Annotated in this window: 20 protein-coding genes and 1 pseudogene; 13 read left to right on the top strand and 8 right to left on the bottom strand. The window is 73.1% G+C overall.

All coding sequences use genetic code 11. The features are described from left to right. The first annotated feature begins 111 nt into the window (after positions 1 to 111). The gene (ggt, locus tag Sru02f_RS26340; protein WP_109028410.1) at positions 112 to 1,920 is read left to right on the top strand and encodes a gamma-glutamyltransferase; all 1,809 of its coding nucleotides are present in this window, start codon (positions 112 to 114) and stop codon (positions 1,918 to 1,920) included. Here the strand turns inward: ggt and Sru02f_RS26335 are convergent, their stop codons facing one another. Beyond that, positions 1,921 to 4,449, bottom strand: a complete 2,529-nt coding sequence (locus Sru02f_RS26335; protein WP_109028411.1) for an ATP-dependent Clp protease ATP-binding subunit — start codon at positions 4,447 to 4,449, stop codon at positions 1,921 to 1,923. Positions 4,450 to 4,838: 389 nt separating this feature from the next. Beyond that, the gene (map, locus tag Sru02f_RS26330) at positions 4,839 to 5,615 is read right to left on the bottom strand and encodes a type I methionyl aminopeptidase (RefSeq protein ID WP_109028412.1); all 777 of its coding nucleotides are present in this window, start codon (positions 5,613 to 5,615) and stop codon (positions 4,839 to 4,841) included. A gap of 97 nt (positions 5,616 to 5,712) precedes the next feature. On the opposite strand from map, the gene Sru02f_RS26325 reads away from it, so the two are divergent. From Sru02f_RS26325 to Sru02f_RS26290, 8 genes are all read left to right on the top strand, one after another. Then, positions 5,713 to 5,964 carry a helix-turn-helix domain-containing protein gene (locus Sru02f_RS26325; protein ID WP_109028413.1) on the top strand — a complete coding sequence of 84 codons (252 nt, stop codon included), beginning with the start codon at positions 5,713 to 5,715 and terminating at the stop codon, positions 5,962 to 5,964. A gap of 156 nt (positions 5,965 to 6,120) precedes the next feature. Then, complete coding sequence (locus tag Sru02f_RS26320; protein WP_109028414.1) at positions 6,121 to 6,963, top strand: nitrilase-related carbon-nitrogen hydrolase; 843 nt, start codon at positions 6,121 to 6,123, stop codon at positions 6,961 to 6,963. Then, positions 6,960 to 8,243 carry an aspartate aminotransferase family protein gene (locus Sru02f_RS26315; RefSeq protein ID WP_109028415.1) on the top strand — a complete coding sequence of 428 codons (1,284 nt, stop codon included), beginning with the start codon at positions 6,960 to 6,962 and terminating at the stop codon, positions 8,241 to 8,243. Before Sru02f_RS26320 ends, Sru02f_RS26315 begins: the two co-directional genes overlap by 4 nt. A gap of 39 nt (positions 8,244 to 8,282) precedes the next feature. Continuing rightward, positions 8,283 to 9,905 (top strand): PucR family transcriptional regulator, encoded by a 1,623-nt coding sequence (locus tag Sru02f_RS26310; protein WP_109028416.1) that lies wholly within the window; start codon positions 8,283 to 8,285, stop codon positions 9,903 to 9,905. A 135-nt stretch (positions 9,906 to 10,040) separates the two neighbouring features. Then, positions 10,041 to 10,883 (top strand): nitrilase-related carbon-nitrogen hydrolase, encoded by an 843-nt coding sequence (locus Sru02f_RS26305; RefSeq protein ID WP_109028417.1) that lies wholly within the window; start codon positions 10,041 to 10,043, stop codon positions 10,881 to 10,883. A gap of 35 nt (positions 10,884 to 10,918) precedes the next feature. Next, positions 10,919 to 12,322, top strand: coding sequence for a dihydropyrimidinase (hydA, locus tag Sru02f_RS26300; protein ID WP_109028418.1), 1,404 nt, complete (start codon positions 10,919 to 10,921; stop codon positions 12,320 to 12,322). A gap of 11 nt (positions 12,323 to 12,333) precedes the next feature. After that, the gene (locus tag Sru02f_RS26295) at positions 12,334 to 13,356 is read left to right on the top strand and encodes a TIGR03842 family LLM class F420-dependent oxidoreductase (protein WP_109028419.1); all 1,023 of its coding nucleotides are present in this window, start codon (positions 12,334 to 12,336) and stop codon (positions 13,354 to 13,356) included. Positions 13,357 to 13,466: 110 nt separating this feature from the next. Then, the gene (locus tag Sru02f_RS26290; RefSeq protein ID WP_174854945.1) at positions 13,467 to 15,020 is read left to right on the top strand and encodes an NCS1 family nucleobase:cation symporter-1; all 1,554 of its coding nucleotides are present in this window, start codon (positions 13,467 to 13,469) and stop codon (positions 15,018 to 15,020) included. A gap of 145 nt (positions 15,021 to 15,165) precedes the next feature. On the opposite strand, the pseudogene Sru02f_RS26285 reads toward Sru02f_RS26290, so the two are convergent. The 4 genes and pseudogenes from Sru02f_RS26285 to Sru02f_RS26270 all read right to left on the bottom strand — a co-directional run. Next, positions 15,166 to 16,644 (bottom strand): annotated as a pseudogene (locus tag Sru02f_RS26285) (right-handed parallel beta-helix repeat-containing protein); the annotation flags it as partial. 172 nt (positions 16,645 to 16,816) lie between these two features. Beyond that, positions 16,817 to 17,473: a hypothetical protein gene (locus Sru02f_RS26280; protein ID WP_109028421.1), complete on the bottom strand. Its 657-nt coding sequence runs from the start codon at positions 17,471 to 17,473 to the stop codon at positions 16,817 to 16,819. 60 nt (positions 17,474 to 17,533) lie between these two features. After that, a complete protein-coding gene (locus Sru02f_RS26275) occupies positions 17,534 to 17,734 on the bottom strand; it encodes a hypothetical protein (RefSeq protein WP_109028422.1) in 201 nt (66 codons plus the stop codon). Then, positions 17,731 to 18,744 carry a carboxymuconolactone decarboxylase family protein gene (locus Sru02f_RS26270; protein WP_109028423.1) on the bottom strand — a complete coding sequence of 338 codons (1,014 nt, stop codon included), beginning with the start codon at positions 18,742 to 18,744 and terminating at the stop codon, positions 17,731 to 17,733. Before Sru02f_RS26270 ends, Sru02f_RS26275 begins: the two co-directional genes overlap by 4 nt. A gap of 167 nt (positions 18,745 to 18,911) precedes the next feature. Between Sru02f_RS26270 and Sru02f_RS26265 the strand changes: the two genes are divergently transcribed. Beyond that, entirely contained in the window at positions 18,912 to 20,072 is a 1,161-nt protein-coding gene (locus Sru02f_RS26265) for a sensor histidine kinase (RefSeq protein ID WP_109028424.1), read from the top strand. Continuing rightward, the gene (locus Sru02f_RS26260; RefSeq protein WP_109028425.1) at positions 20,069 to 20,743 is read left to right on the top strand and encodes a response regulator; all 675 of its coding nucleotides are present in this window, start codon (positions 20,069 to 20,071) and stop codon (positions 20,741 to 20,743) included. The genes Sru02f_RS26265 and Sru02f_RS26260 overlap by 4 nt, the downstream gene beginning before the upstream one ends. 15 nt (positions 20,744 to 20,758) lie before the next feature. Here Sru02f_RS26260 and Sru02f_RS26255 read toward each other — a convergent pair whose 3' ends face one another. Together Sru02f_RS26255 and Sru02f_RS26250 are read right to left on the bottom strand one after the other, a co-directional pair. Next, positions 20,759 to 21,823, bottom strand: coding sequence for a lipoate--protein ligase family protein (locus Sru02f_RS26255; protein WP_109028426.1), 1,065 nt, complete (start codon positions 21,821 to 21,823; stop codon positions 20,759 to 20,761). Positions 21,824 to 21,923: 100 nt separating this feature from the next. Further along, on the bottom strand, positions 21,924 to 22,895 hold the full coding sequence (locus tag Sru02f_RS26250) for a HAMP domain-containing sensor histidine kinase (RefSeq protein WP_167469197.1): 972 nt from the start codon (positions 22,893 to 22,895) through the stop codon (positions 21,924 to 21,926). Between the two features lie 146 nt (positions 22,896 to 23,041). Here Sru02f_RS26250 and Sru02f_RS26245 point away from each other — a divergent pair, with 146 nt between their 5' ends. Then, positions 23,042 to 23,812 (top strand): AraC family transcriptional regulator, encoded by a 771-nt coding sequence (locus Sru02f_RS26245; protein ID WP_109028428.1) that lies wholly within the window; start codon positions 23,042 to 23,044, stop codon positions 23,810 to 23,812. Positions 23,813 to 24,124: 312 nt separating this feature from the next. Next, complete coding sequence (locus Sru02f_RS26240) at positions 24,125 to 25,420, top strand: MFS transporter (protein WP_109028429.1); 1,296 nt, start codon at positions 24,125 to 24,127, stop codon at positions 25,418 to 25,420. The last annotated feature ends 14 nt before the right edge of the window (positions 25,421 to 25,434 follow it).

Raw genomic sequence — 25,434 nt, 5'->3', positions numbered from 1 at the left:
CTGTGTTCGACGGGGCGCGGGGGCCCGGGCGCACCCGGGCTCGTCGGGTGCTCCTGACGCGGCCATGGCGATCAACTAAGCTGCCCGAACGGCCTTTCCCTGGAGGTGCGGATGCGTCGCCCTGTCGCACGGAATCTGACGGTCCTGGCGGTCTCGGCCGCCGTGGTGGTGTCGGTGGGAGCGGCCGCGCCGCCCACGGCCCAGCACCGGCCCGCCCCGAAGACCCCGGTCGCCGTCGGGTACGGCGGCGCGGTCTCCAGCGTCGACCGGGACGCCTCCGCCGCCGGTATCGAGGTGCTCCGCAAGGGCGGCAACGCCGTCGACGCGGCGGTCGCCACCGCCGCGGCACTGGGCGTCACCGAGCCGTATTCCGCCGGGGTCGGGGGCGGCGGCTACTTCGTCTACTACGACGCCGAGTCCCGCACCGTGCGCACCATCGACGGCCGCGAGACCGCGCCGCTCACCGCCGACGAGAAGCTCTTCACGCAGGACGGCAAGCCGCTCGCCTTCGCCGACGCCGTCACCAGCGGCCTGGCCGTGGGCACGCCGGGCACCCCGGCCACCTGGCAGACCGCCCTGGACCGGTGGGGCAGCCGGAAGCTGTCGTCCGTGCTGAAGCCCGCCGAGCGACTGGCCCGGCACGGCTTCACCGTCGACGAGACCTTCCGCTCCCAGACCGCCTCCAACGAGCAGCGCTTCCGCTACTTCCCGGACACCGCCGAGCTGTTCCTGCCGGGCGGCGAACTCCCGGTCGTGGGCTCGACGTTCAAGAACCCCGACCTGGCCCGCACGTACCGGGAGCTGGGCCGCAAGGGCGTCGGCGCGATCTACCACGGCGCGCTGGGCGAGGACATCGTCGACACCGTCAACAAGCCGCCCGTCGACCCGGACTCCGGCTGGAACGCCCGCCCCGGCGACCTGTCCACCAAGGACCTCGCCGCCTACGAGGCCAAGCTCCAGGCGCCCACGAAGACCTCGTACCGCGGCCTGAACGTCTACTCCATCGCCCCCTCCTCCTCCGGCGGCACCACCGTCGGCGAGGCCCTCAACATCCTGGAGCGCACCGACCTCTCCGCCGCGGACAAGGCCGGCTACCTGCACCGCTACATCGAGGCCAGCCGCATCGCGTTCGCGGACCGCGGGCGCTGGGTCGGCGACCCCGCCTTCGAGGACGTACCGGCGAAGGAGCTGCTGTCCCAGCGGTACGCCGACTCCCGTGAGTGCCTGATCAAGGACGACGCGGTGCTCACCAGCCCGCTCGCCCCCGGCGACCCGCGGCACCCGGCCCACTGCGCGGGCGGCGGGACGGCGGCGCCGACGACGTACGAGGGCGAGAACACCACGCACCTCACGGTGGCCGACAAGTGGGGCAACGTCGTCGCCTACACGCTCACCATCGAGCAGACCGGCGGCAGCGGCATCACCGTGCCGGGGCGCGGCTTCCTGCTCAACAACGAGCTGACGGACTTCTCCTTCGCCCCGGCCAACCCGGCCGTGCACGACCCGAACCTGCCCGGGCCCGGCAAGCGCCCGCGCTCCTCGATCGCCCCGACGATCGTCCTCGACCGCCACCACCAGCCGGTCGTGGCCCTCGGCTCGCCCGGCGGCGCCACCATCATCACCACCGTGCTCCAGACCCTCACCGGCTTCCTCGACCGCGGACTCCCGCTCGTCGACGCGATCGCCGCGCCGCGCGCCAGCCAGCGCAACGCCGCGCAGACCGAACTCGAACCCGGCCTCTACGACAGCGGCGTACGGGCCGAGTTGGAGGCCCTCGGGCACTCCTTCAAGCTCAACCCCGAGATCGGCGCCGCGACCGCCGTGCAGCGGCTGCCGCACGGCAAGTGGCTGGCCGCCGCGGAGAAGGTACGGCGCGGCGGCGGCTCGGCGATGGTGGTCGAACCGGTGCGGCGGAGGTAGTCACAGTTCGGGGACGGGCCGCTCCGGCGTGCGGAACGCCAGCCGCCCGTCCTCGACGTCGACCGTCACCCGGCCGCCCTCCGCCACCCGGCCGTCGAGCAGCAGCCGGGACAGCTCGTTGTCCACCTCGCGCTGGATGGTGCGGCGCAGCGGCCGGGCGCCGTACTCGGGCTGGTAGCCGCGCTCGGCGAGCCAGTCCACGGCCGCGTCGGTGAAGTCGACGGTGATGCCCTGCGCGTGCACCATGCGGCGGGTCTGCTCCAGGAGCAGGCTGGTGATCTGCCGCAGCTGCTCGCCGCTGAGCTGGCGGAAGACCACGATCTCGTCCACGCGGTTGAGGAACTCGGGCCGGAAGTGCTCGCGCAGCGGGCGCAGCACCTGCTCGCGCCGGGCCTCCTCGTCTGCCTCCGCGCCGCCCGAGCCGAAGCCGATCCCGGCGCCGCGCCGGGTGATCACGTCGGAGCCCAGGTTGCTGGTCATCACGACGACCGTGTTGGAGAAGTCCACCGTCCGGCCCTGCGAGTCGGTCAGCCGCCCGTCGTCCAGGACCTGCAGCAGGATGTTGAAGACGTCGGGGTGCGCCTTCTCCACCTCGTCCAGCAGCAGCAGCGAGTACGGGTGCCGGCGCACCACCTCGGTGAGCTGACCGGCCTCCTCGTGCCCGACGTAGCCGGGCGGGGCGCCGACCAGGCGGCTGACGGTGTGGCGCTCCTGGTACTCGCTCATGTCGAGCCGGACCATCCGGTCCTCGCTGCCGAACAGCGCCTCGGCCAGCGCCCGGGCCAGCTCGGTCTTGCCGACGCCGGTCGGGCCGAGGAAGAGGAAGCTGCCGATGGGCCGGTCCGCACTGGACAGCCCGGCGCGGGAGCGCAGCACGGCGTCGGAGACGACCCGGACCGCCTCGTCCTGGCCGACGACCCGCTCGTGCAGGTGGGACTCCAGGCCGAGCAGGCGGTCCTTCTCCTCCTGGGTGAGGCTGCTGACCGGGATGCCGGTCTGCCGGGAGACCACCTCGGCGATGGACTCGGTGCCGACGACCAGGTTCAGCCCCTCGTCGGCCTCGCCGTCGCCGGTGGCCTCGGTGATCCGCTGCTTCAGCTCCACGATCCGGTCGCGCAGCTGTGTCGCCTGCTCGTACTGCTCGTCGGCGACCGCCTGGTCCTTGTCCCGGACGAGCTGGTCGACCTCGCGCTCCAGGGCGCGTACGTCGGTGCCCTTGGTGCGCGACTGGAGCCGGACGCGGGCGCCCGCCTGGTCGATCAGGTCGATGGCCTTGTCGGGCAGGCGCCGGTCGGTGAGGTAGCGGTCGGACATCTCCACGGCCGCGACCAGCGCCTCGTCGGTGTAGCGGACCTGGTGGTGGGCCTCGTAGCGGTCGCGCAGGCCGCGCAGGATCTCGATCGCGTCGGCGGTGGTGGGCTCCGGCACCAGGATCGGCTGGAAGCGGCGGGCGAGGGCCGCGTCCTTCTCGATCCTGCGGTACTCCTCCAGCGTGGTGGCGCCCACGATGTGCAGCTCGCCGCGGGCCAGGGCCGGCTTGAGGATGTTCCCGGCGTCCATCGAACCGCTCTCGCCGCCGCCACCGGCGCCGACGACGGTGTGCAGCTCGTCGATGAAGATGATCAGCTCGTCGGAGTGGGCGCGGATCTCGCCCACGATGTTGTTCATCCGCTCCTCGAAGTCGCCCCGGTAGCGGGTGCCCGCGACCACCCCGGTCAGGTCGAGCGCGACCACCCGGCGCCCGATCAGCACGTCCGGCACGTCGCCGTCGGTGATGCGCTGCGCCAGACCCTCCACGATCGCGGTCTTGCCTACGCCGGCGTCACCGATCAGGACGGGGTTGTTCTTGCCGCGCCGGGAGAGCACCTCGACGGTCTGCTCGATCTCCTCCTCGCGCCCGATCACCGGGTCGATCCGGCCCTGCTGGGCCAGATCGGTGAGGTCGCGGCCGTACTTGTCGAGGGTCGGCGTGTTCGTGGTCCGGGCGCTCTCGGTACGGCCCTTCGCGGCCTCCGGCGTCTCCGTGGGCAGGTTGGAGGGCGCGAAGCGGGCCGCGTTCAGGATGTGCCCGGCGGCCGAGTCCGGGTTGGCGGCCAGGGCGCTGAGCACGTGCTCCGGGCCGATGTACCCGGTGCCGGTGGAGCGGGCCAGCTCGTGCGCGTCCAGCAGGGCACGCTTGACGGCCGGGGTGAGCGAGAGCGACGTGGGCGGCGGGACCTCGCCCGGCGGGTGCTGCACCGGTCCGGTCCGCTCGTCGATCTGCGAGGCCAGCGAGTCGGGGTCGGCACCGGCCCGGCTGAGCAGCCCCCGGGTCGGCTCGGTGGACAGCGCGGCCCGCAGCAGGTGCTCGGTGTCCAGGTCCCGGCTGCCGTGCTCGGCGGCGTACTGGGCGGCACCGCGCACCAGCTCCCGGGCGGGCTGGCTGAGCAGCCGGCCGATGTCGATCTGCCGGGGCCTGGGCCCGCCGAAGAAGCGTGCCAGGAATTCCGCGAACGGGTCGCCCTCCGGGCCCATGTAGCCGCTGGTCATCGTGTACGGACCTCCGCTGCATCGCTGATCGACGTGCCGGGGCCGGGTAACCCGGCAGGCATGCGGTCATGCCCAACATGACACGTTCTGTTCCACCGGGCATGCCGGGAACCCGGGCGGGCGGAGGGTCCTCGTCCGGACCGGGGCCGACCACCGGCCCGCCTCACGGCCCGGACCCGCGGCCGGGTCTCGCGGCTCTATCCCAGGTCGGGCTCACGGCACGGTCCGCGTCTCCCGCGCCCCGGGCCCCCGCTCGTCCCCGGGCTCGGACCGGGCTCGCGGCTCGGTCTCCCGGTCGGCCTCACGGCCCGGCCCCGGCCCTCGCCCCCGGCCCCGGCCGGGCTCGCGATCCGGACCCGGCCCGGGCCGGGTCCGGGCCGCCTCGTCCCTCAGAGGCCGTCCCTCGACGTCAGGACGCGCGGGCCGCCGTCCGTGATCGCCACCGTGTGCTCCACGTGTGCCGCCCGGGAGCCGTCGTTCGTGCGCAGGGTCCAGCCGTCGGGAGCCGCGTGGTAGTCGTCCCGGCCGCCGGCGGTCAGCATGGGCTCGATGGCGAGGACCATGCCGTGCCGCAGCGGGAGCCCGCGTCCCGGGCGGCCCTCGTTGGGCACCCCCGGGTCCTCGTGCATGTGCCGGCCGATGCCGTGGCCGCCGAAGTCCTCCATGATCCCGTAGCCGGCCGACCGGCACACCGTGCCGATGGCGTGCGCGATGTCGCCGATGCGGTTGCCGACCACGGCGGCCCCGATGCCCGCCTCCAGGGCCCGCTCCGCGGTCTCGATCAGCGTCAGGTCGGCCGGGCGCGGGGTGCCCACCACGAAGCTGAGCGCCGAGTCGCCCGCCCAGCCGTCCAGGAGGGCGCCGCAGTCGATGGAGACGAGGTCTCCGTCCCGCAGACGGTAGCCGTCCGGGATGCCGTGCACGATCGCGTCGTTCACCGAGGCGCAGATGACGCCCGGGAAGGGCGTCGGCGCGAAGGAGGGCCGGTACCCGAGGAACGGCGAGCCCGCGCCCGCCTCCCGCAGTACCTCGTGCGCCACCGCGTCCAGCTCCAGCAGGGACACGCCCACGTCCGCGGCCTGCCGTACGGCGGTCAGGGCGCGCGCGACGACCTGTCCGGCCGCGTGCATGGCGTCGATCGATGTGTCCGTCTTCAGTTCCACCATGCCAATTACTATACCGGTATTTGAATTGGGTCAGCGACCTGGAGCGATGTGCGGCACGCCCGGGGCCGGTACGGGAAACCGGTATTAGAATGACGGCATGGTACGCACCCCTCTGACCCCCGAAGAGCGCGAGCGCGGTGAACAGCTCGGCCGCCTGCTGCGCGCGGCCCGCGGTGAGCGGAGCATGACCGCGGTGGCCGCCCAGGCCGGAATCTCCGCCGAGACCCTCCGCAAGATCGAGACCGGCCGGGCACCCACCCCGGCGTTCTTCACGGTGGCCGCGCTGGCCGCCGCGCTGGGGCTGTCCATGGACGAGCTGGTGGGCAGGTGCGTGCCCGTGCCGGCCTGAGACACCCGCACTCACCCACAGGAGTGCGAAACGTGATCGACACCGCGCCTTGACGACGATGGTCTTGGCAAGCCCGTCCGGCCAGGCTTACGTTCGTCCCTCTACGGCCTGCTCTACGGGCGTAGAGGCTCTGACGTCGTGTCGAAGGAGCAGCTCATGGCCAACGTCGTACGTGCCGCTCTGGTCCAGGCCACCTGGACCGGCGACACCGAGTCCATGGTGGCGAAACACGAGGAGCACGCCCGCGAGGCCGCCAGGCGGGGCGCCCGGGTCATCGGGTTCCAGGAGGTGTTCAACGCCCCCTACTTCTGCCAGGTCCAGGACCCCGAGCACTACCGCTGGGCCGAGCCCGTGCCCGACGGCCCCACCGTCCGCCGCATGCAGGCCCTGGCCCGCGAGACCGGCATGGTGATCGTCGTCCCCGTCTTCGAGGTCGAGCAGTCCGGCTTCTACTACAACACCGCGGCCGTGATCGACGCCGACGGCACCGTCCTCGGCACCTACCGCAAGCACCACATCCCGCAGGTCAAGGGCTTCTGGGAGAAGTTCTACTTCCGCCCCGGCAACGTCGGCTGGCCCGTCTTCGACACCGCCGTCGGCAAGGTCGGCGTCTACATCTGCTACGACCGGCACTTCCCGGAGGGCTGGCGCCAACTCGGCCTCGGCGGTGCCCAGCTCGTCTACAACCCGTCCGCCACCCACCGCGGCCTCTCCGCCCACCTGTGGCAGCTGGAACAGCCCGCCGCGGCCGTCGCCAACGAGTACTTCGTCGCCGCCATCAACCGGGTCGGCGTCGAGGAGTACGGGGACAACGACTTCTACGGCACCTCCTACTTCGTGGACCCGCGCGGGCAGTTCGTCGGCGACGTCGCCAGCGACCGCGAGGAGGAACTCGTCGTCCGCGACCTGGACTTCGACCTCATCGACGAGGTCCGGCAGCAGTGGGCCTTCTACCGCGACCGCCGGCCCGACGCCTACGAGGGGCTGGTGCGGCCGTGACCCGTGACCTCTTCGCCCGCCACCGCGCCGTCCTGCCCGACTGGCTCGCCCTCTACTACGAGGACCCGCTGGAGATCACCCACGGCGAGGGCCGGTACGTCTGGGACGCCGCCGGCAACAAGTACCTCGACTTCTTCGGCGGCATCCTCACCACGATGACCGCGCACGCCCTGCCCGAGGTCACCAAGGCCGTCGCCGAGCAGGCCGGCCGGATCGTCCACTCCTCGACCCTCTACCTCAACCGGCCGATGGTCGAACTCGCCGAACGCGTCGCCCAGCTGTCCGGCATCCCCGACGCCCGCGTCTTCTTCACCACCTCCGGCACCGAGGCCAACGACACGGCCCTGCTGCTCGCCACCGCACACCGGCGCAGCAACGCGATCCTGGCGATGCGCAACAGCTACCACGGCCGCTCCTTCAGCGCCGTCGGCATCACCGGCAACCGCGGCTGGTCCCCGACCTCCCTGTCCCCGCTCCAGACCCTGTACGTGCACGGCGGCGTCCGCACCCGCGGGCCCTACGCGGACCTGGACGACCGGGACTTCATCGACGCCTGCGTCGCCGACCTCGAGGACCTGCTCGGCCACACCCGCGCCCCCGCCGCCCTGATCGCCGAACCCGTCCAGGGCGTCGGCGGCTTCACCTCCCCGCCGGACGGCCTGTACGCCGCCTTCCGCGAGGTGCTGCACGAGCGGGGCATCCTGTGGATCTCCGACGAGGTGCAGACCGGCTGGGGCCGCACCGGCGAGCACTTCTGGGGCTGGCAGGCCCACGGCAGGAGCGGCCCGCCGGACATCGTCACCTTCGCCAAGGGCATCGGCAACGGCATGTCGATCGGCGGTGTCGTCGCCCGCGCCGAGATCATGAACTGCCTGGACGCCAACAGCATCTCCACCTTCGGCGGCACCCAGGTCACCATGGCCGCGGGCCTCGCCAACCTCAACCACCTCCTGGAGCACGACCTCCAGGGCAACGCCCGGCGCGTCGGCGGACTGCTCATCGAACGGCTGCGGGCCGTCGCCGCCCAGGTGCCGCATGTGCGCGAGGTACGCGGCCGCGGACTGATGATCGGCGTGGAGCTGACCCGGCCCGGTACCGACGAGGCCGCCCCCGAGGCGGCGTCGGCCGTACTGGAGGAGGCCCGCGCCGGCGGGCTGCTCGTCGGCAAGGGCGGCGGCCACGGCACCAGCGTCCTGCGCGTCGCCCCGCCGATGTCCCTCACCGTCGCGGAGGCCGAGGAGGGCGCCGCGATCCTCGAACGCGCCCTGCGGAGCATCTGACCGCCCGATCGCCGCGTGACGAGCCCAGGAGAGGCCGCCATGACCACGACCACCCCGCGGGCCCCGGCCCAGCAGCCCTGGGAACCGGCCCTGTCGGTCCGTCAGGTCCTCGGCCTCGAACGGGTGCGGGCCGGACAGCCCGAGGTGGTGGCCGGAGCGCACCGCCTCGACCGGCCCGTGCGCTGGGTGCACGTCGCCGAGGCCGCCGACGTCGGGGTGATGCTCAGCGGCGGCGAGATGGTCCTCACCACCGGCGTGCTGCTCGCCGGTGACGAGGACGGGCAGGGGGAGTACATCCGGTCACTGGACCGCGCCGAGGCCGCCGCCGTCGTGCTCGGCCTCGGCCGCGCCTTCCCGGCCCCGCCCGAGGTGATGCGCAGCGCGGCCGAGCGCTGCGGGCTGCCCATGGTCGTGCTGCACCGGCCCTTCCCCTTCGCCGAACTGACCGAGGAGGTGCAGTCCCGGCTGCTGCGCCGCAAGTTCGCCGCCGTCAGCCTCTCCGAGGCCGTACGCACCGAGCTGACCGGCCTGATCACCGCGGGCGCCCCGGTGCAGCGCCTGCTCGACGAGGTGGCCCGGCACGCCGGCTGCCCGGTCGTCGTCACCAACCTCGCCCACCGGGTGCTCGCCACGGCGGGGGAGCGGGCCGCCGTCGACGACGTACTGCGGGACTGGGAGCGCATCGCCCGCCAGGCCGGCGCCGGCTCGGCCGACGGCTGGGTCCGCGCCGAACTGACCTGCCGGGGCGAGGGCTGGGGGCGCCTGGTGCTGTGCGGCTACCGGGGCGAGCGGGCCGCCGGACGCCTGCTCGCCGACCGCGCGGCCGAGGCGCTCGTCCTGCACCGCATGCTCGCCGGTGACGGCACGCAGCCGGGCGTGCCCGCGGGGTCCCGGGAGTCCTGGGACTCCTGGGAGGAGCAGTCCGCGCGGAGCCTGCTCACCGACCTGGTCAGCGGGGCGGTACCGGCGCGGCAACTGCTGCCCCGGGCCCGCGCCGCCGGGCTGCCCGTCAACCGGCGCGTCTTCGTCCCCCTCGTCGTCCGCGAGCGGGAGCCCGCCCGGCCGGCCCGGGTACTGCGGCGCCTCGGCCTGCCCGGCCTCGCCGCCCGCCTCGCCGACGACCACGTCGCCGTCCTGCTCAGCCTCGCCCCCGACCAGGACGCCAGGGCGCTCACCGCCCACTTTGCGACCCGGCTGCGTGCGGAACCGGACAACTCCCACGCCGTGGTCGCCGCCGCCGACGCCCGGGCCGACTGGACCGACGTGCCCGCCGGGCTGCGCGAGGCCCAGCACGTCGCCGACGCGGTCGCCGACTCCCCGGCCGCCGCCCTGGACCTGCCGCCGGTCGTGCGGCTGCGCGACATCCACCTGCGCGGTCTGGTGCGGCTGCTGCGCGACGACCCGCACGTGCAGTCCTTCGCCGAACGCGAGCTGGACGGCCTCCTGCGCGGCCCCGACCAGGACCTGCTGCCCGTGCTGCGCACCTACCTCGCCACCGGACGCAACAAGTCCCGCACCGCCCAGCTCCACCACGTCTCCCGGCCCGCCCTCTACCGGCGCCTCGAAGCCATACAGGGCCGCCTCGGCGTCGACCTCGACGACTTCGAGCAGGCGGCCTCCGTACACATCGCGCTCCTCGCCCACGACGCACAGCAGGGGTGACACCGTGCAATGCCCGACCCCCGCATACGTGACACCGTGCCACTCATTTCGGCCACCGCCGGTCCCTAGTCTCGCCGTACACCGAGCGCCACAGCGAGCGCCACAGCGAGCGATTCGAGCGAGTGGAGGCCGAAGATGAGCCGAGTGATCCGTGCCGCGCTCTTCCAGACCGCCTGGACGGGCGACAAGGAATCGATGATCCAGGTCCACGAGCAGGCGGTGCGCGACGCCGCCGCCCAGGGCGCACAGGTCATGTGCTTCCAGGAACTGTTCTACGGGCCGTACTTCTGCCAGGTCCAGGACCCCGAGTTCTACGCCTATGCCGAACGCGTCCCGGACGGCCCGACCGTGGAGCGCTTCCAGCGCCTGGCCCGCGAACACGGCATCGTCCTGGTGCTCCCCATGTACGAGGAGGAGCAGCCCGGCGTCCTCTACAACACCGCCGCCGTCATCGACGCCGACGGCTCCTACCTCGGCAAGTACCGCAAGACGCACATCCCCCAGGTACGGGGCTTCTGGGAGAAGTTCTACTTCCGTCCCGGCAACTCCGGCTGGCCGGTCTTCGACACCGCCGTCGGCAAGGTCGGCGTGTACATCTGCTACGACCGGCACTTCCCGGAGGGCTGGCGGGCGCTGGGCCTCGAAGGCGCCGAGATCGTCTTCAACCCGTCGGCCACCTCGCGCGGCCTGTCCGGCTACCTGTGGCAGCTGGAGCAGCCGGCGGCCGCCGTCGCCAACGAGTACTTCGTCGGCGCCATCAACCGCGTCGGCGTCGAGGAGCTGGGCGACAACGACTTCTACGGCACCTCGTACTTCGTCGACCCCGAGGCCCAGTTCGTCGGCGAGGTGGCGAGCGACAAGGAGACCGAACTCGTCGTCCGAGACCTCGACATGGCCAAGCTGCGCGAGGTCCGCGACCGCTGGCAGTTCTACCGCGACCGCGCGCCGGGCGCCTACTCCCCGCTGACCGCGCCCTGATCCGACCGGGGCCCCTGACAGGAGGGAACAGCAGCATGAGCAGCCGTACCGTCATCCGCGGCGGCCTCGTCATCACCGCGGCCGACGAGATCCACGCCGACGTCCTGATCGAGGAAGGCCGCGTCGCCGCCCTCGCCGCGACCGGCACCCCGGCCGCCGAGGCGTTCACCGCCGAGCGGACCATCGACGCGAGCGGCAAGTACGTCATCCCGGGCGGCGTCGACGGGCACACCCACATGGAGATGCCCTTCGGCGGTACCTACGCCGCCGACACCTTCGAGACCGGCACCCGCGCCGCCGCCTGGGGCGGCACGACCACCATCGTCGACTTCGCCATCCAGAGCGTCGGGCACTCCCTGCGCGAGGGCCTGGACGCCTGGCACGCCAAGGCCGAGGGCAACTGCGCCATCGACTACGGCTTCCACATGATCGTCTCGGACGTGAACCAGGAGACGCTCAAGGAGATGGACCTGCTGGTGGAGGAGGGGGTGACCTCCTTCAAGCAGTTCATGGCGTACCCCGGCGTCTTCTACTCCGACGACGGACAAATCCTGCGCGCCATGCAGCGCGCCGCCGAGAACGGCGGCCTGATCATGATGCACGCCGAGAACGGCATCGCGATCGACGTCCTGGTCGAGCAGGCCCTCGCCCGCGGCGAGACCGACCCCCGCTTCCACGGCGAGGTCCGCAAGGCCCTGCTGGAGGCCGAGGCCACCCACCGCGCCATCCGGCTCGCCCAGGTCGCCGGGGCGCCGCTGTACGTGGTGCACGTCTCGGCGACGGAGGCGGTGGCCGAGCTGACCCGGGCCCGCGACGAGGGCCTGCCCGTCTTCGGCGAGACCTGCCCCCAGTACCTGTTCCTGTCCACGGACAACCTCGCCGAGCCGGACTTCGAGGGCGCCAAGTACGTGTGCAGCACACCGCTCAGGCCGAAGGAGCACCAGGCGGCGCTGTGGCGGGGCCTGCGCACCAACGACCTCCAGGTGGTCTCCACCGACCACTGCCCCTTCTGCTTCAGCGGGCAGAAGGAACTGGGCCGGGGCGACTTCTCCAAGATTCCCAACGGGATGCCGGGCGTCGAGAACCGCATGGACCTGCTTCACCAGGCCGTCGTCGACGGGCACATCGGCCGCCGCCGCTGGATCGAGATCGCCTGCGCCACCCCGGCCCGGATGTTCGGCCTGTACCCGAAGAAGGGCACCATCGCGCCCGGCGCCGACGCCGACATCGTCGTCTACGACCCGCACGCCGAGCAGGTCATCTCCGCCCAGACCCACCACATGAACGTCGACTACTCGGCGTACGAGGGCCGGCGGATCACCGGCCGGGTGGAGACCGTGCTCTCGCGCGGCGAACCGGTCGTGACCGAGCGGGAGTACACCGGGCGCAAGGGCCACGGCGCCTACACCCCGCGCGTCACCTGTCAGTACCTGAACTAGGAGCGGTGCCCATGGACTTCGGACTCGTCCTGCAGACCGACCCGCCGGCCTCCCGCGTCGTGGAGCTGATGCAGCGGGCCGAGCGCAACGGCTTCAGCCACGGCTGGACCTTCGACTCCGCCGTGCTGTGGCAGGAGCCGTTCGTGATCTACAGCCAGGTCCTGGCCAACACCAGCACACTGAAGATCGGCCCGATGGTCACCAACCCGGGCACCCGCACCTGGGAGGTGACCGCGTCCACCTTCGCCACCCTCAACGACATGTTCGGCAACCGCACGGTCTGCGGCATCGGCCGCGGCGACTCCGCGATGCGGGTGGCCGGACGCAAGCCCAACACCCTCGCCCGGATAAGCGATGCGATCAGGGTCATCCGCGCGCTGGGCAGGGGAGAGGAGGCCGACCTCGGCGGCGGCACCGTCGTCCGGTTCCCCTGGACCAGGCCCGGCGCCGAAGTCCCCGTGTGGATGGCCGCGTACGGTCCCAAGGCGCTGAAGATGACCGGCGAGGAGGCCGACGGCTTCATCCTCCAGCTCGCCGACCTCTACCTGACCGAGTACATGGTCAAGGCCGTCCGCGACGCCGCCGAGGCCGCCGGACGCGACCCGTCCGAGGTGACGGTCTGCGTCGCCGCTCCCGCCTACGTCACCGCCGACGACTCGCCCGAGGCCCTCGCCCACGCGCGGGAGCAGTGCCGCTGGTTCGGCGGCATGGTCGGCAACCACGTCGCCGACCTGGTCGCCAAGTACGGCGCCCACACCGGTACCGTGCCCGACGAACTCACCGACTACATCAAGGCCCGCGAGGGCTACGACTACGCCCACCACGGGCGCAGCGGCAACCCGGACACGCAGTTCGTGCCGGACGAGATCGTCGACCGGTTCTGCCTGATCGGCCCGGTCGAGAAGCACATCGAGAAGCTGACCGCCCTGCGCGCCCTCGGCGTCGACCAGTTCGCGCTGTACGACATGCACGACGCGCGGGAAGCCGTGATCGACACCTACGGCACCCAGGTCATCCCGGCCGTCAACGGCTGAGCCACCCCGGCCCGCCCCGCACCCGGGGGCGGGCCCCAGGGCGCACTCGCGCACCCCCCTCGGCACCGCCCGCACGGCCTCTCCCGTCCCACCGCATGATTGGCCTGCCCATGACCGACACCGCGCCCACGGCCATACCGCCGTCCGCCCAAGTCACCCTCCCCGACGGGCGCGTGGAGCTCGCCCCGGGCTCCCCGCCGCCGAGCGGTCCCTACGCCAACCAGGACCTGCTGCCCGTCCCCGTCGAGGGGCGCACCTGGACCACGTACAACTTCTCCGCCCTGTGGGTCGGCATGGCCCACAACACGGCCTCCTGGACCCTCGCCTCCGGTCTGATCGCGGTCGGCATGGACTGGAAGCAGGCGGTGCTCACCATCGCCCTGGCCAACCTGATCGTGCTCGCGCCGATGCTGCTCACCGGGCACGCCGGACCCAAGTACGGCATCCCCTTCCCGGTCTTCGCCCGCGCCTCCTTCGGCATCCGGGGCGCCAACCTGCCCGCCGTGGTGCGGGCGTTGGTGGCGTGCGGCTGGTTCGGCATCCAGACGTGGATCGGCGGCGAGGCGATCTACTTCCTGGCCGGCAAGCTGATCGGGGACGGCTGGACGAACGCGGGGACCTTCGGCGGCCACGCCTGGACCATGTGGCTGTCCTTCGCCATCTTCTGGGCGCTCCAGGTCGCCATCATCTACCGGGGCATGGAGACCATCCGCCGCTTCGAGAACTGGGCGGCGCCCTTCGTCCTCGTCGGCGCCTTCGTGATGCTGTGGTGGATGGCCGACAAGGCGGGTGGCTTCGGCCCGCTCTTCGACCAGCCCTCCAAGCTCGGCTGGGGCGGCGACTTCTGGAAGCTGTTCTGGCCGTCCCTGATGGGCATGATCGGCTTCTGGTCCACCCTGTCCCTCAACATCCCGGACTTCACCCGATACGGAAAGAGCCAGAAGGCCCAGACCCGAGGCCAGGCCCTCGGCCTGCCCACGACGATGACCCTGTTCGCCTTCCTCTCCGTCATGGTCACCTCCGGCAGCCAGGCCGTGTACGGCGAACCGATCTGGGACCCGGTGCAGCTCGCGGCGAAGACGGACAACGTGGTGGGCCTGCTCTTCGCCCTCGTCACCGTCCTGGTGGCCACCCTGTCCGTGAACATCGCCGCCAACCTGGTCTCCCCGGCCTTCGACTTCTCCAACGTCGCACCGCGCAAGGTCAGTTTCCGGGCCGGCGCCCTCATCACGTCCGTCCTGGCGGTACTGATCTTCCCGTGGAAGCTGTACTCCGACCCGCAGGGCTACATCTTCACCTGGCTCGGCCTGGTCGGCGGGCTGCTCGGCACCGTGGCCGGCATCCTCATCGCCGACTACTGGATACTGCGGCGCGCCCGGCTGCACCTCGTCGACCTGTACCGCAGGGGCGGACGCTACTGGTACGAGGCAGGCTGGAACTGGCGTGCGGTGCTGGCCTTCGTCGTCGGCGGCGTCCTGGCCGTCGGCGGCGCCGACTTCCACCCCCTGGTCGACGGCCGCCCCGTCCCCTTCCTCGAACCGCTGGCCGACTACGGCTGGGCGGTCGGCCTGGCCACGTCCCTGGTCCTCTACCTGGTCCTGATGCTGCTGCCCGCGACCCGGCCCGGCGCCGATGCGGCCGGAAACCGCAGCCGTTCCGCCTGATCACCCACCGGGTCAGCCGAGGTTGTCGGCCGACACGGTCCCGGTGCCACGGTCGAGAACCGCCGCCGTCCCCCCAGCCGCGCAGGTCGTTGCCCGCGATCCAGGCACCCCGGCAGCCGGCCATCACCGCGATGCCCGCCTCGGCCCCGGCACCCTCGCCGGGGCGGGACACGTTGCCCCGGCACGACACGTTCACGGCGTTCCCGCCGACGCGGACGGCGTAGGTGCCCGCCGTCCCGCCCGAACCCGCACCGGTGATCCGGTTGTCGCGCAGGGCGATGTCGGAGGAGGCGGCCGAGATGCCGTTGCGGGCCGGGTCCAGCACGGTGTTCTGGGCGATCAGCGCTCCGGTGGAACCGCTGTCGACGCCGATGCCGTCACCGTCGACGTCCGACAGGTGGTTACCGGTGACCAGGGCGTCGGGGCAGCCCTGGAGCTGGATGCCCTGGGCGTTCCCGCCGGACGGGTGGCGGGTCGTGGCCACGGTGTTGCCGGTGACCGACGCCCCGTCGGTCTGCCCGACGTAGATCCCGGTCTCGCCGTCCACCCCGCGGACGAGGTTGTCGCTGACGACCACCGAACTGTTGCGCCCCGTGCCGGTGTTGGACACCACGATCGCGCCCCCGGCGCCGGTCCCGCGCACGGTGTTGCCGGTCACCGCGATGTCCTGGAGCGGGTTGCCGGAACCGGAGCTGACGTAGATGCCGGTGACCGCCGCCGCGTCGATCGTGTTGCCGGCGATCACCGACTGCTGCCAGTCGGTGGCGCGGACACCGTACGCGCCGCTGCTCTCGACCCTGTTGCCGAGAACGCGGATGTTCCGGTGCAGGGGGCGGGGGGAGTCGGCGGACGCGACGTAGTGGTCGCCGCAGAGGGCGTCGTAAGGGGCGTTGCCGGACGAGGAGTTGCGCATCGTGCAGCCGGAGATCAGCACGTCCTCACAGGGGGTGCCGTCGTAGTCGGGCGCCGGCAGGTTGTGGACGTTGGTCGCGCCGGTGATCTGCACGGCCTCGTGCCGGTTGGGCACCGCCGGGACGCCGGGCGCCACGTACACCCCGTCGAAGAGGCAGTCGGTGATCCTGACCCGCCGTACCGCGTTGAGTTCGACGGCGTGCGCCTCGGGCACGTCGAGCACGGTGACGTCGCGGACGGTGAAGCCGTCGGCGTGGGTGAAGACGAACGCGGGGCAGGTCGAGGTGAACCGGCTGCCGCGCATGTCCCAGGTGCCGCCGTGGACGGATATGTTGCCGACCCCGGCGTAGCCGCCGACCGCGGGCATGCCGGCCGTGTAGTTCTTCACCAGGGCCGAGGTGTTGCCGGTGCGGAAGAGCAGGGCCCCGTGCGCGCGGACGGTCATGCCCTGACCGAGCAGCAGGGACTCCCCCAGCGGGTAACTGCCCGCCGGTACCAGCAGCGTCGCTCCGCCGCCCGGGACCTCCCGCGCCGCGGCCAGCGCCCGGCGGAAGGCCGCGGTGTCGTCGGTGACGCCGTCGCCGACCGCCCCGTAGGCCCGCACGTCGAAGACGGGGCCGGTCGCGGCGTCCGTCCCGGCGGCGACGGCCGACGGGGCCGCCGTCAGCTGGGCGGCACCGACGGCGCCGAGGAGTCCGCCGGTCGCGAGCATGAGGGCGCGTCTGTCCATGGGGTGTCTTCCTCCGGGGGAGCGTCGTGGCACGGGGTGCGGCCACGGCGCTCGAACCGGGGCGGAGGCGACGGCCGCGTGGCCATCCTGCCACCGGAGTCGACCAGGGTGTACCGCGACGGCACGTGTCCGGTCCACGGCGCCCGGGGAGGGCTCAGCCGTCAACCAGGGCGGCCACCGCCTCCTTGGCCGCCTTGATGGCGCCCTTGTTGATCTCGGTCGTACCGGGGGCCTTCTTCGACTCGAAGTCGCTGCCGTTGTAGGTGATCATCACCAGGGCGTTGGCCGCGCGGACCAGCACCGTGCCCTCGCGGGTCTGCTGCTTGTCCTCGGTGGTGAGGTTGACGACGGAGTAGGCGCCGTCGCCGAGACCCGGGACGTCGCCGCCGCCGCTGCGGTCGGCGACGCGCTCCTTGTACGACTTCCGGGCCGCCTCGTCCGTCGCCATCACCTCGAAGGAGACGTCGAGCCAGCGGTAGTCGTATCCCTTGAGCGCGTTCCACGAACAGGTGCGGCGCACCTTGGTGTCCGTGGACGGGATCTCCTTGCCGGCCGCCTTGGCCCCCGGCACCAGCGAGGTGACCGTCTTGTCGGCCAGGCTCTCGCACGGTGCCGGTGCGGTGGCGTACGTCTTGGTCGCCGCCTCAGTCGCCGGTGCGGACGCCGATCTGTTCGTGGTGTCGGGCGGCGTCCTCTCCTTCGCCGCGGGTGACGTGTCCGGCCCGGACGACAGCGCCCAGCCGGCCGTGGCGAGCACGGCGACCGGCGCCAGACGGGCGGTCAGGGCGAGCGGCAGAGGAAGAGAACGCACGGCGCACTTCTCGTGGGGGACGGTGCGGAGGGTGCCCGCACTGCGGACGGGACGCCAGTGTCACACGAGTCCCCGTGGTGCGGAAGGGCGAACTCGGTGCGTGGCCGTGCGGTGACGCAGACGGACGGGCGGCGCCGCCTCCCGCCCGGCGAGCCGTCCGGCGGGCAGGGGGCGGCCCGGGTAGCGCGACAGCAGGAGGCCCGCGGTGTCCCGGACCGCGTCGGGACCGGGTTCCCGGCGGGAGCCGGTGACGACGGTCATGAGGTCTCCCGAGGGGCGGGGCGGGCGGTCGGGGCGGTCAGCGCCGTCTCGATGCGGTCCACGGCGGCGAACGCGCCGTACGCGACGAGGTGCACCAGGCAGTGGTCGGTGTGCTCGGGCCGGCGCCACGCCGCGACGTCCGCGTCCGTGATCCGGTACGGCGCGAGCGCCACCAGCAGCGCCAGCCGTGCGCCGGGCCGCTCCCGCCGGTCGGGAAACGGGTCCGGTGTGCGCGGCGGGTGCGAGCCGTCCCAGTCGCGCAGCGTGGCGCGTACCAGGTCCTGGTCGTCGGCGTCGAGGAGACCGGCGCCCATCGGGGCTGCGGAGCTCAGCGCCGCGTACGCCGGGCCGACCGGTGTCCCCGCCGCCCACGCCGGTCCCCGGCCGGGGTCGTCCAGCAGGGGAAGGGAGGCGCCGGGCACGGCGGTTCGCCGCACCGTGCGGGACAGCGAGCGGCCCGCCAGGCTCCTTACCGGGCGCAGGCGTTGCGCGCCGGCCGGCAGCAGCGTCTCGGTCACCAGGGACGACACGACGCGGTTGATGAAGTGGAAGGCCAGCACGGTGCCGAGATAGCCGGGAGCCTCCTCGGGCCGGAACGGGTGGGGCTCGCCCGCCGCACCCGGAACGCGGGTGCGGCGCGCCCAGCCGAGTACGCGCGCGTGCCGCTCGTCCGCCGGCTCCTGCCCCCTGGCCAGCCGTTCGGCCAGGGCGTGGTCGCCGGTGGCGTGCAGCAGCATGGTGTGCGCGTCCACGCAGAACCGGCACTTGTTGGCCTGCGACACCCCGAAGGCGGCGACCTCCTTGCCGGTGCGGTCGCCGGGACCGGCGAGCAGGGACTCGCGCATCAGCGCCCAGGCCGGGGCGACGAGCACGGGCGCGGAGGAGAGGGCCACGAAGGGCGCGGGCTCGGGGATGCCGAAGTCCCGCGCGGCCTGTGCGTAGACCTCGGCGACGTGGCCGGTGGCCGCCTTCGGGGGCAGCGGTTCGGTGTGACGGAAGGGTGTGGGCATGGACAGCAGAGTGCGCCGCCAAGGTGCCCGCCGTCGTCGTACGGCCGGATGCGGTCGGCACTGCGCCGCCGGGGCCCGGCCGGGCGGTGGACTACTTCGCCGGGAGTAGTCCGCAAGCCGTCCACAGGGCCGACGCGCGTGTCGGCCGGGACGCATAGGGTGCGGGCATGAGTGGGCGTCAGGTCGATCGCGGACGGCTCGCCGACGTGGTCCTCGCGGCCGTCGTCGGCGCCCTCGGCACGGCGGTCGCCGCCTTCGACGACGACACCACGGCACTCGACCACGTGCTCGTCGTCCTCGCCTCGGCGGCGCTCGCCTTCCACCGCGCCGCCCCGCGCGCGGTGCTGGCCGCCGCCACCGTCCTCGGCACGGCGTACGTCGTGCACGCACACCCCGGCCCGCTGTCCGCCCTGCCCGTCCTGGGCGCCGTGCACACCGCGGCCCGGGTCGGCCACCGGGGTCTCGCGGCGGCCGGCGGCGCCGTGTTCCTGGCCGGGTACGTGGCCACCGGCCCCGGCACCCAGCACGCGGCCGAACGGGCCGGACTGCTCGTCGGCTGGTTCCTGTGCGCCGTGGTGACCGGTCTCGCCGACCGGAACTGGCAGGCGTACCTGCGCCAGACCGAACAGCGCGCCCTGGAGGCGGAGCGCACCAGGGAGGAGGCGGCCCTGCGCCGTGCCGGGGAGGAACGGCTGCGGATCGCCCGCGAGTTGCACGACTCGCTGACGCACAGCATCTCCATCGTCAAGCTCCAGGCGGGCGTCGCTGTCCACCTGGCGCGCAAACGCGGCGACGAGGTGCCGCCCGCGCTGCTCGCCATCCAGGAGGCAAGCGGCGAGGCGATGCGCGAGCTGCGCTCCGCCCTCCAGGTGCTGCGGGCCGACGAACCCACCGGCACCCCGGCCCTGCTCGTCGAGCGGGCCCGGGCGGCGGGGCTCGCCGTCGAGCTCACGGTCACCGGGGACGAGCGCCCGCTGCCCCGGGCCGTCGACCGGGCCGCCTACCGCATCGTGCAGGAGGCCCTCACCAACGCGGCGCGGCACGCCGGACCGGCGAAAGTGCGGGTCCGCATCGACTACGGCACACGGAACACGACGGATCCCACGGTGGATCACACGACGGACCACACGGGGGACCGCATGGGCGAGCTGACCATAGTCGTGGACGACGACGGGGCCGCCGATCCGGACCGCCCGCCGGTGCCCGGCACCGGCCTGACCGGCATGCACGAACGCGTCAGCGCCCTCGGCGGCACCCTGCGCGCCGCCCCCCGCGCGGAGGGCGGTTTCTCGGTGCGCGCACGGCTCCCGCTGGGGGAGACGGCATGAGCGGCGTCGTCCGGGTCGCGCTCGTCGACGACCAGGCGCTGATGCGGGCCGGTTTCCGGGCGCTGCTCGACGCCGAGGAGGGCGTCGAGGTGGTCGGCGAGGCGGCCGACGGGGAACAGGGGGTGGCGCTGGTGCGGGCGCAGGTGCCCGACGTGGCCCTGGTCGACGTGCAGATGCCGGTGATGTCGGGCATCGAGGCGACCCGGCACATCGCCGCCGACCCGGCCCTCGCCGCCGTACGCGTCGTCATCCTCACCAACTACGGCCTCGACGAGTACGTCTTCGAGGCGCTGCGGGCGGGAGCCAGCGGCTTCCTCCTCAAGGACACCGAGCCCGCCGACCTGCTCCAGGCCATCGACGTGGTGGCGCACGGCGAGGCCCTGCTCTCCCCGTCGGTCACCCGCACCCTGATCGGCGAGTTCGTCGCCCGGCCCCCGGACCGGTCCACCGCGCCCGGCCTGGACACCCTCACCCGCCGGGAACGCGAGGTCACCGCGCTCGCGGCGCGCGGCCTGAGCAACGAGGAGATCGCCGCCCACATGGTGATCAGCCCGCTGACCGCCAAGACGCACATCAGCCGTGCGATGACCAAGCTGGGTGCCCGGGACCGGGCCCAACTCGTCGTGTTCGCCTACGAGTCGGGCCTGGTCGCGGTGCGCGGCAGGGCCTAGGTTGCGCCGGGGCCCTCAGGGCACCCGCGCGGTCCACTCGGCGGAGGAGAACTTCGTGCGCGCCAACTCCCGGGCCCGCGCCAGCTCCTCGTCCGTCACCTTGCCCCGGGACAGCCCGTACCGCCCGCCGAAGGAGGAGATCATCCGCTCGATCACGGCCTCGCGCGCCAGACCGGTCTGCCGGCGCAGCGGGTCCACCCGCTTCTTCGCGGACCTGGTGCCCTTGTCGGACATCTTCTCCCGCCCGATCCGCAGCACCTGGAGCATCTTGTCCGCGTCGATGTCGTACGACATGGTCACGTGGTGCAGTACGGCGCCCGGTCCGCCCCCGGGCCCCACGACGCGCTTCTGCGCGGCGCCCGCGATCTTGCCCTGGTCGGTGGCGATGTCGTTGAGCGGCTGGTACCAGGCGCGGATGCCCATCTCGCCGAGCGCGCCCAGCACCCAGTCGTCCAGGTAGGCGTAGCTGTCCTGGAAGGAGAGGCCCTGCACCAGCGCCTCCGGCACGGACAGGGAGTAGGTGATCGTGTTGCCGGGCTCCACGAACATCGCGCCGCCCCCGGAGATCCGGCGGACCACCTCGATGCCGTGCCGGGCGGCGCCCTCGGCGTCCACCTCGTTGCGCAGCGACTGGAAACTGCCGATGATCACCGCGGGGGCGCCCCACTCCCACACCCTGAGCGTCGGCGGACGCCGGCCCGCGGCGACCTCGGCGGTCAGAACCTCGTCGAGGGCCATGTGCAGCGCGGGGGGCTCGGGTTCCTCGTGGATCAGCTGCCAGTCGTAGTCCGTCCAGTCCGTGGCGTGCGCCAGCGCGCGGCGCACGGCGATGCCGACGCCCTCCGAGGTCAGCCCGTACATGACGGTGCCCTCGGGCACCGCCGCGTCGATCCGCGCGGCCAGCCCCGCCGCGTCCGTGTCCGCCGGGGCGCCCTCCAGTGCGCGGTTCACGGCGTCCAGCGCCTCGTCCGGCTCCAGGAAGAAGTCGCCCGCCACCCGCACGTGCCGCAGCACGCCGTCCTCGGCCTCCACGTCCACGACGACCAGCTTGCCGCCGGGAATCTTGTATTCACCGTGCACCGTTACGCCTCCGTTCCGCATCCGGGGACAACAGCGCGCCCGACCGGTGTGTTCCCGCCCTCCCGGGCCCCGCTCCGCTCTCCTCCCCCCGTCCGGGCGGTCACGCGACCCGGTCGGGCACCCGGTCGCCGACGGGCACGGTCAGCCGCACCTCGGTGCCGCCCCCGCGCGCCGGGCCGACGACCAGGTCGGCGCCGATCAGCAGGGCGCGCTCCCGCATACCCCGGATCCCGGCGCCCTCGGCGGCCCCGCCCGAGTCGTCGAAGCCCCGGCCGTCGTCCCGCACCCGCAGCCGGACGGCATCATCACCGGCACGGTCCAGGGACAGCACCACCAGGCGGGCCCCGGAGTGCCGGGCCGCGTTGGTGAGTCCCTCCTGGGCGACCCGGTAGAGCACCAGGTCGGCGTTGTCGCCGAGACCGGGCAGGCCGGCGGCGATGTCGTGGCGCACGGTCAGCGACGGCCCGGTGAACTCGTCCGAGAGCGACCTCAGGGCGCTGCTGAGGCCCAGCTCCTCCAGGACCCCCGGGAGCAGCCGGCGGGCGATGCGGCGGATCTCGTCCAGGCTGGCCCGGGTCGTCTCCTGCACCTGAGAGAGCTGCTCGCGCACCTCCTCGGGCGCCTGGTCCGCGACCCGCTTGAGATCCAGCAGCACGGCGGCGAGGGTCTGCCCCACCTCGTCGTACAGCTCCTGGGCGACCCGGTGGCGTTCCGACTCCTGCGCGCTCAGCGTGCGGGCGGCGCTCAGGGCGCGTTCGGCCTCCAGCCGGTCGAGCATGGTGTTGAAGGTGGTGATCAGCTCGGCGATCTCGCCGTCGCCGTCGACCTTGGGGCGGACCCGCGGCCGCAGCAGATCGGTCGTGGTCATGGCCCGCGCGAGCTGGCGCAGTGGTCCGAGGCCGATCCGCAGCAGCAGGATGTTGGCGATCAGGATGACCACCAGGCCGGCCGTGAGGATCGCGGCCTCGGTGAGCAGGACGGGGGTCGACACGGTGACCGGTCCCAGCAGCAACGCGGTCGCCGCGATCAGCACCACCGAGTTGAACAGCGAGATTCTCCAGAACAGGGGCACCGCAGCAGCGTCCGGGACGTGCGCCACGGGCGTCCATCGGTTCGCACACCCATTTCCGGCCCGTACCGCCGTGTACCGGTTTCCGGCCGGTACCGCCGTGGACCGGCCGGACGGAACCGGCGGCCCCGCCGGTTAGCCTGGGCCGCATGCGTGTCACCAGGGAACTGCCGGCGCTCGCCGCCGGCGAGGTGGACGTCCCGTTCGTGACCAAGGCGTACGAGGAGGTCGTCGCCGCCGACACGACCTGGACCGAGCACTCCCACCCCTGGCACGAACTGCTCTGGAACGCCCACGGCGCGTCCACCGTCGTGGTCGGCTCCCAGGTCTGGTGCATCACACCGACGCTCGGCCTGTGGATGCCGGCGGGGCAGCCGCACTCGGCCTCCGCCGTCGCCGGAACCTCCTACCGCGCCCACTTCTTCCGGCACGGCACGGTCTCGGCGCTGCCCGACGAGCCGGTGGCCGTGGACATCACCCCCCTGCTCAGGCTGCTCCTGGACCGACTGGGGGAGCCGGACCTGCCGCCGCGCTCCCGGGACGTCACCGAGGCCATGGTGCTGGACGTGCTGCGGCCCTCACCCGGGGCGCTGCTGGTGCACCTGCCCACGTCCGCGCTGCTGCGGCCGATCGTGGACGCGGTCCGGGCCGACCCCGCCGACCGGCGCACCCTGACCGGCTGGGCCACCGCCCTCGGCCGCAGCGAGCGCACCCTGACCCGCGCCTTCCGCACCGAGACGGGCACGAGCTTCGCCCGCTGGGTCGCCTCGGTCCGGGCGCAGCACGCCGTGCGGCTGCTGGCGCGCGGGTTCGAGGTCGACGTGGTGGCCGACGCGGTGGGCTACCGCTCGGCGAGCGCCTTCGGAGCGGCGTTCCGGCGGACGACGGGGACCACTCCGGGCAGGTTCCGGGCGCGCTGAGGGCGGGCGCGCCGGCCGCACCGTCGCCGTCGCACGCCGGCCACGCCGTGTCCCGATCGCTACAACCGCTGTCGAGAAGGCTCGATTGCCACGGGTGCGTGGGCTGCCTAGTCTGAGCGGGTCAAGATCAGGTAAGCCTTACCTAACTATCCCCGTCCGGCTTACCGCGCCCTCCTCCCTGAAAGTGAACACCGGGTCGATGAGAACACCGCTGCGCTCCACGTCCCGGCCGCTCGCCCCCGCGCCGACCGCCACCACGGACGTCACCGCGACCGCCAACGCGGTCGCCAACGGGGACGGCGGAGCAAGGTCATGACCGCGAAGCTCACCGCCCTGCTGCCCGACCTCGCGCCCTGGCGCTCCTCCCGCGACTTCCGGCTCCTGTGGGTGCAGGGGCTGGTCACCTACCTCGGGAGCGTGATGGCGCTGATCGCGCTGCCGCTCCAGATCAAGGAACTGACCGGCTCCCCGCTGGCCGTCGGAGTCATGGGCGCCGTCGAACTGGTGCCCCTGGTGGTCTTCGGCCTCTACGGCGGAGCGCTCGCCGACGCCGTGGACCGGCGCAGGGTAATCGTCCTCACCGAGGCGGGCCTCGGACTCCTCGCGGCCGTCCTGCTCGTGAACGCGCTGCTGCCGCGGCCCCTGCTCTGGCCGCTGTACGTGGTCGCGGGCGGGGTTGCGGCGCTGGCCGGTCTCCAACGCCCCGCCCTGGACTCGCTGCTGGCCCGGATCGTGCCGCACGACCAGCTGGCCGCCGCAGCGGCCCTGAACGCCCTGCGCTGGCAGGCCGGCGCCATCGCCGGACCCGCGCTGGCCGGCCTCGTGGTCGCCTACGCGGGCAACGTCCCCGCCTACGCCACCACGGTGGTCTGCTTCTGCGCCTCGGTCCTGATGTGCCGCGGGCTCTCGCCCGTGCCGCCCGTCGAGCACGCGGCCCGGCCGTCCCTGCGCGGGATCGCCGAGGGCGCCCGGTACGCCTGGTCCAGGCCGGTGCTGCTGGGCACGTACGCGATCGACCTGGCCGCGATGCTGTTCGCGTTCCCGAACACCATCTTCCCGTTCCTCGCCGACGAGCTGGACGCCGACTGGGCGCTGGGCCTGATGTACTCGGCGGGCGCCGTCGGCTCCCTGCTGGTCAGCCTGACCAGCGGCTGGGTGTCCCGGACCCGGCGGCACGGCCTGCTGGTGGTGTTCGGCGCCACCGGCTGGGGACTGGCGGTCGCCGCGGCCGGCTGGACCTCGCAGATCTGGCTCGTGCTGGCCTGCCTCGCGCTGGCGGGCGCCGGGGACATGCTCAGCGGCCTGGGCCGTACCACCATCTGGAACCAGACCATCCCGGACCGGCTGCGCGGCCGCCTCGCCGGCATCGAGGTGCTCTCCTACAGCATCGGGCCGCAGCTCGGTCAGGTCCGCGCGGGCGCGATGGCCGGCTGGACCGGCGCCCGCCCGGCCATCTGGACCGGCGGGGTGGCCTGTGTCGCGGCCGTGGGACTGCTCACCGCCGCCCTGCCCCGGCTGGTCGGCTACGACGCCCGCACCGACGAGGACGCCCTGCGCCGGGCCCGGGAGGGCGACGGACCGCGCGCCGAGGAGCCGACCCCGACGTGAGAACGGCGGACCGC

Origin of the sequence: Streptomyces rubrogriseus (assembly GCF_027947575.1) — a bacterium.
GTDB classification, from domain to species: domain Bacteria; phylum Actinomycetota; class Actinomycetes; order Streptomycetales; family Streptomycetaceae; genus Streptomyces; species Streptomyces rubrogriseus.
This window is presented reverse-complemented; position numbering and strand designations above follow the sequence as displayed.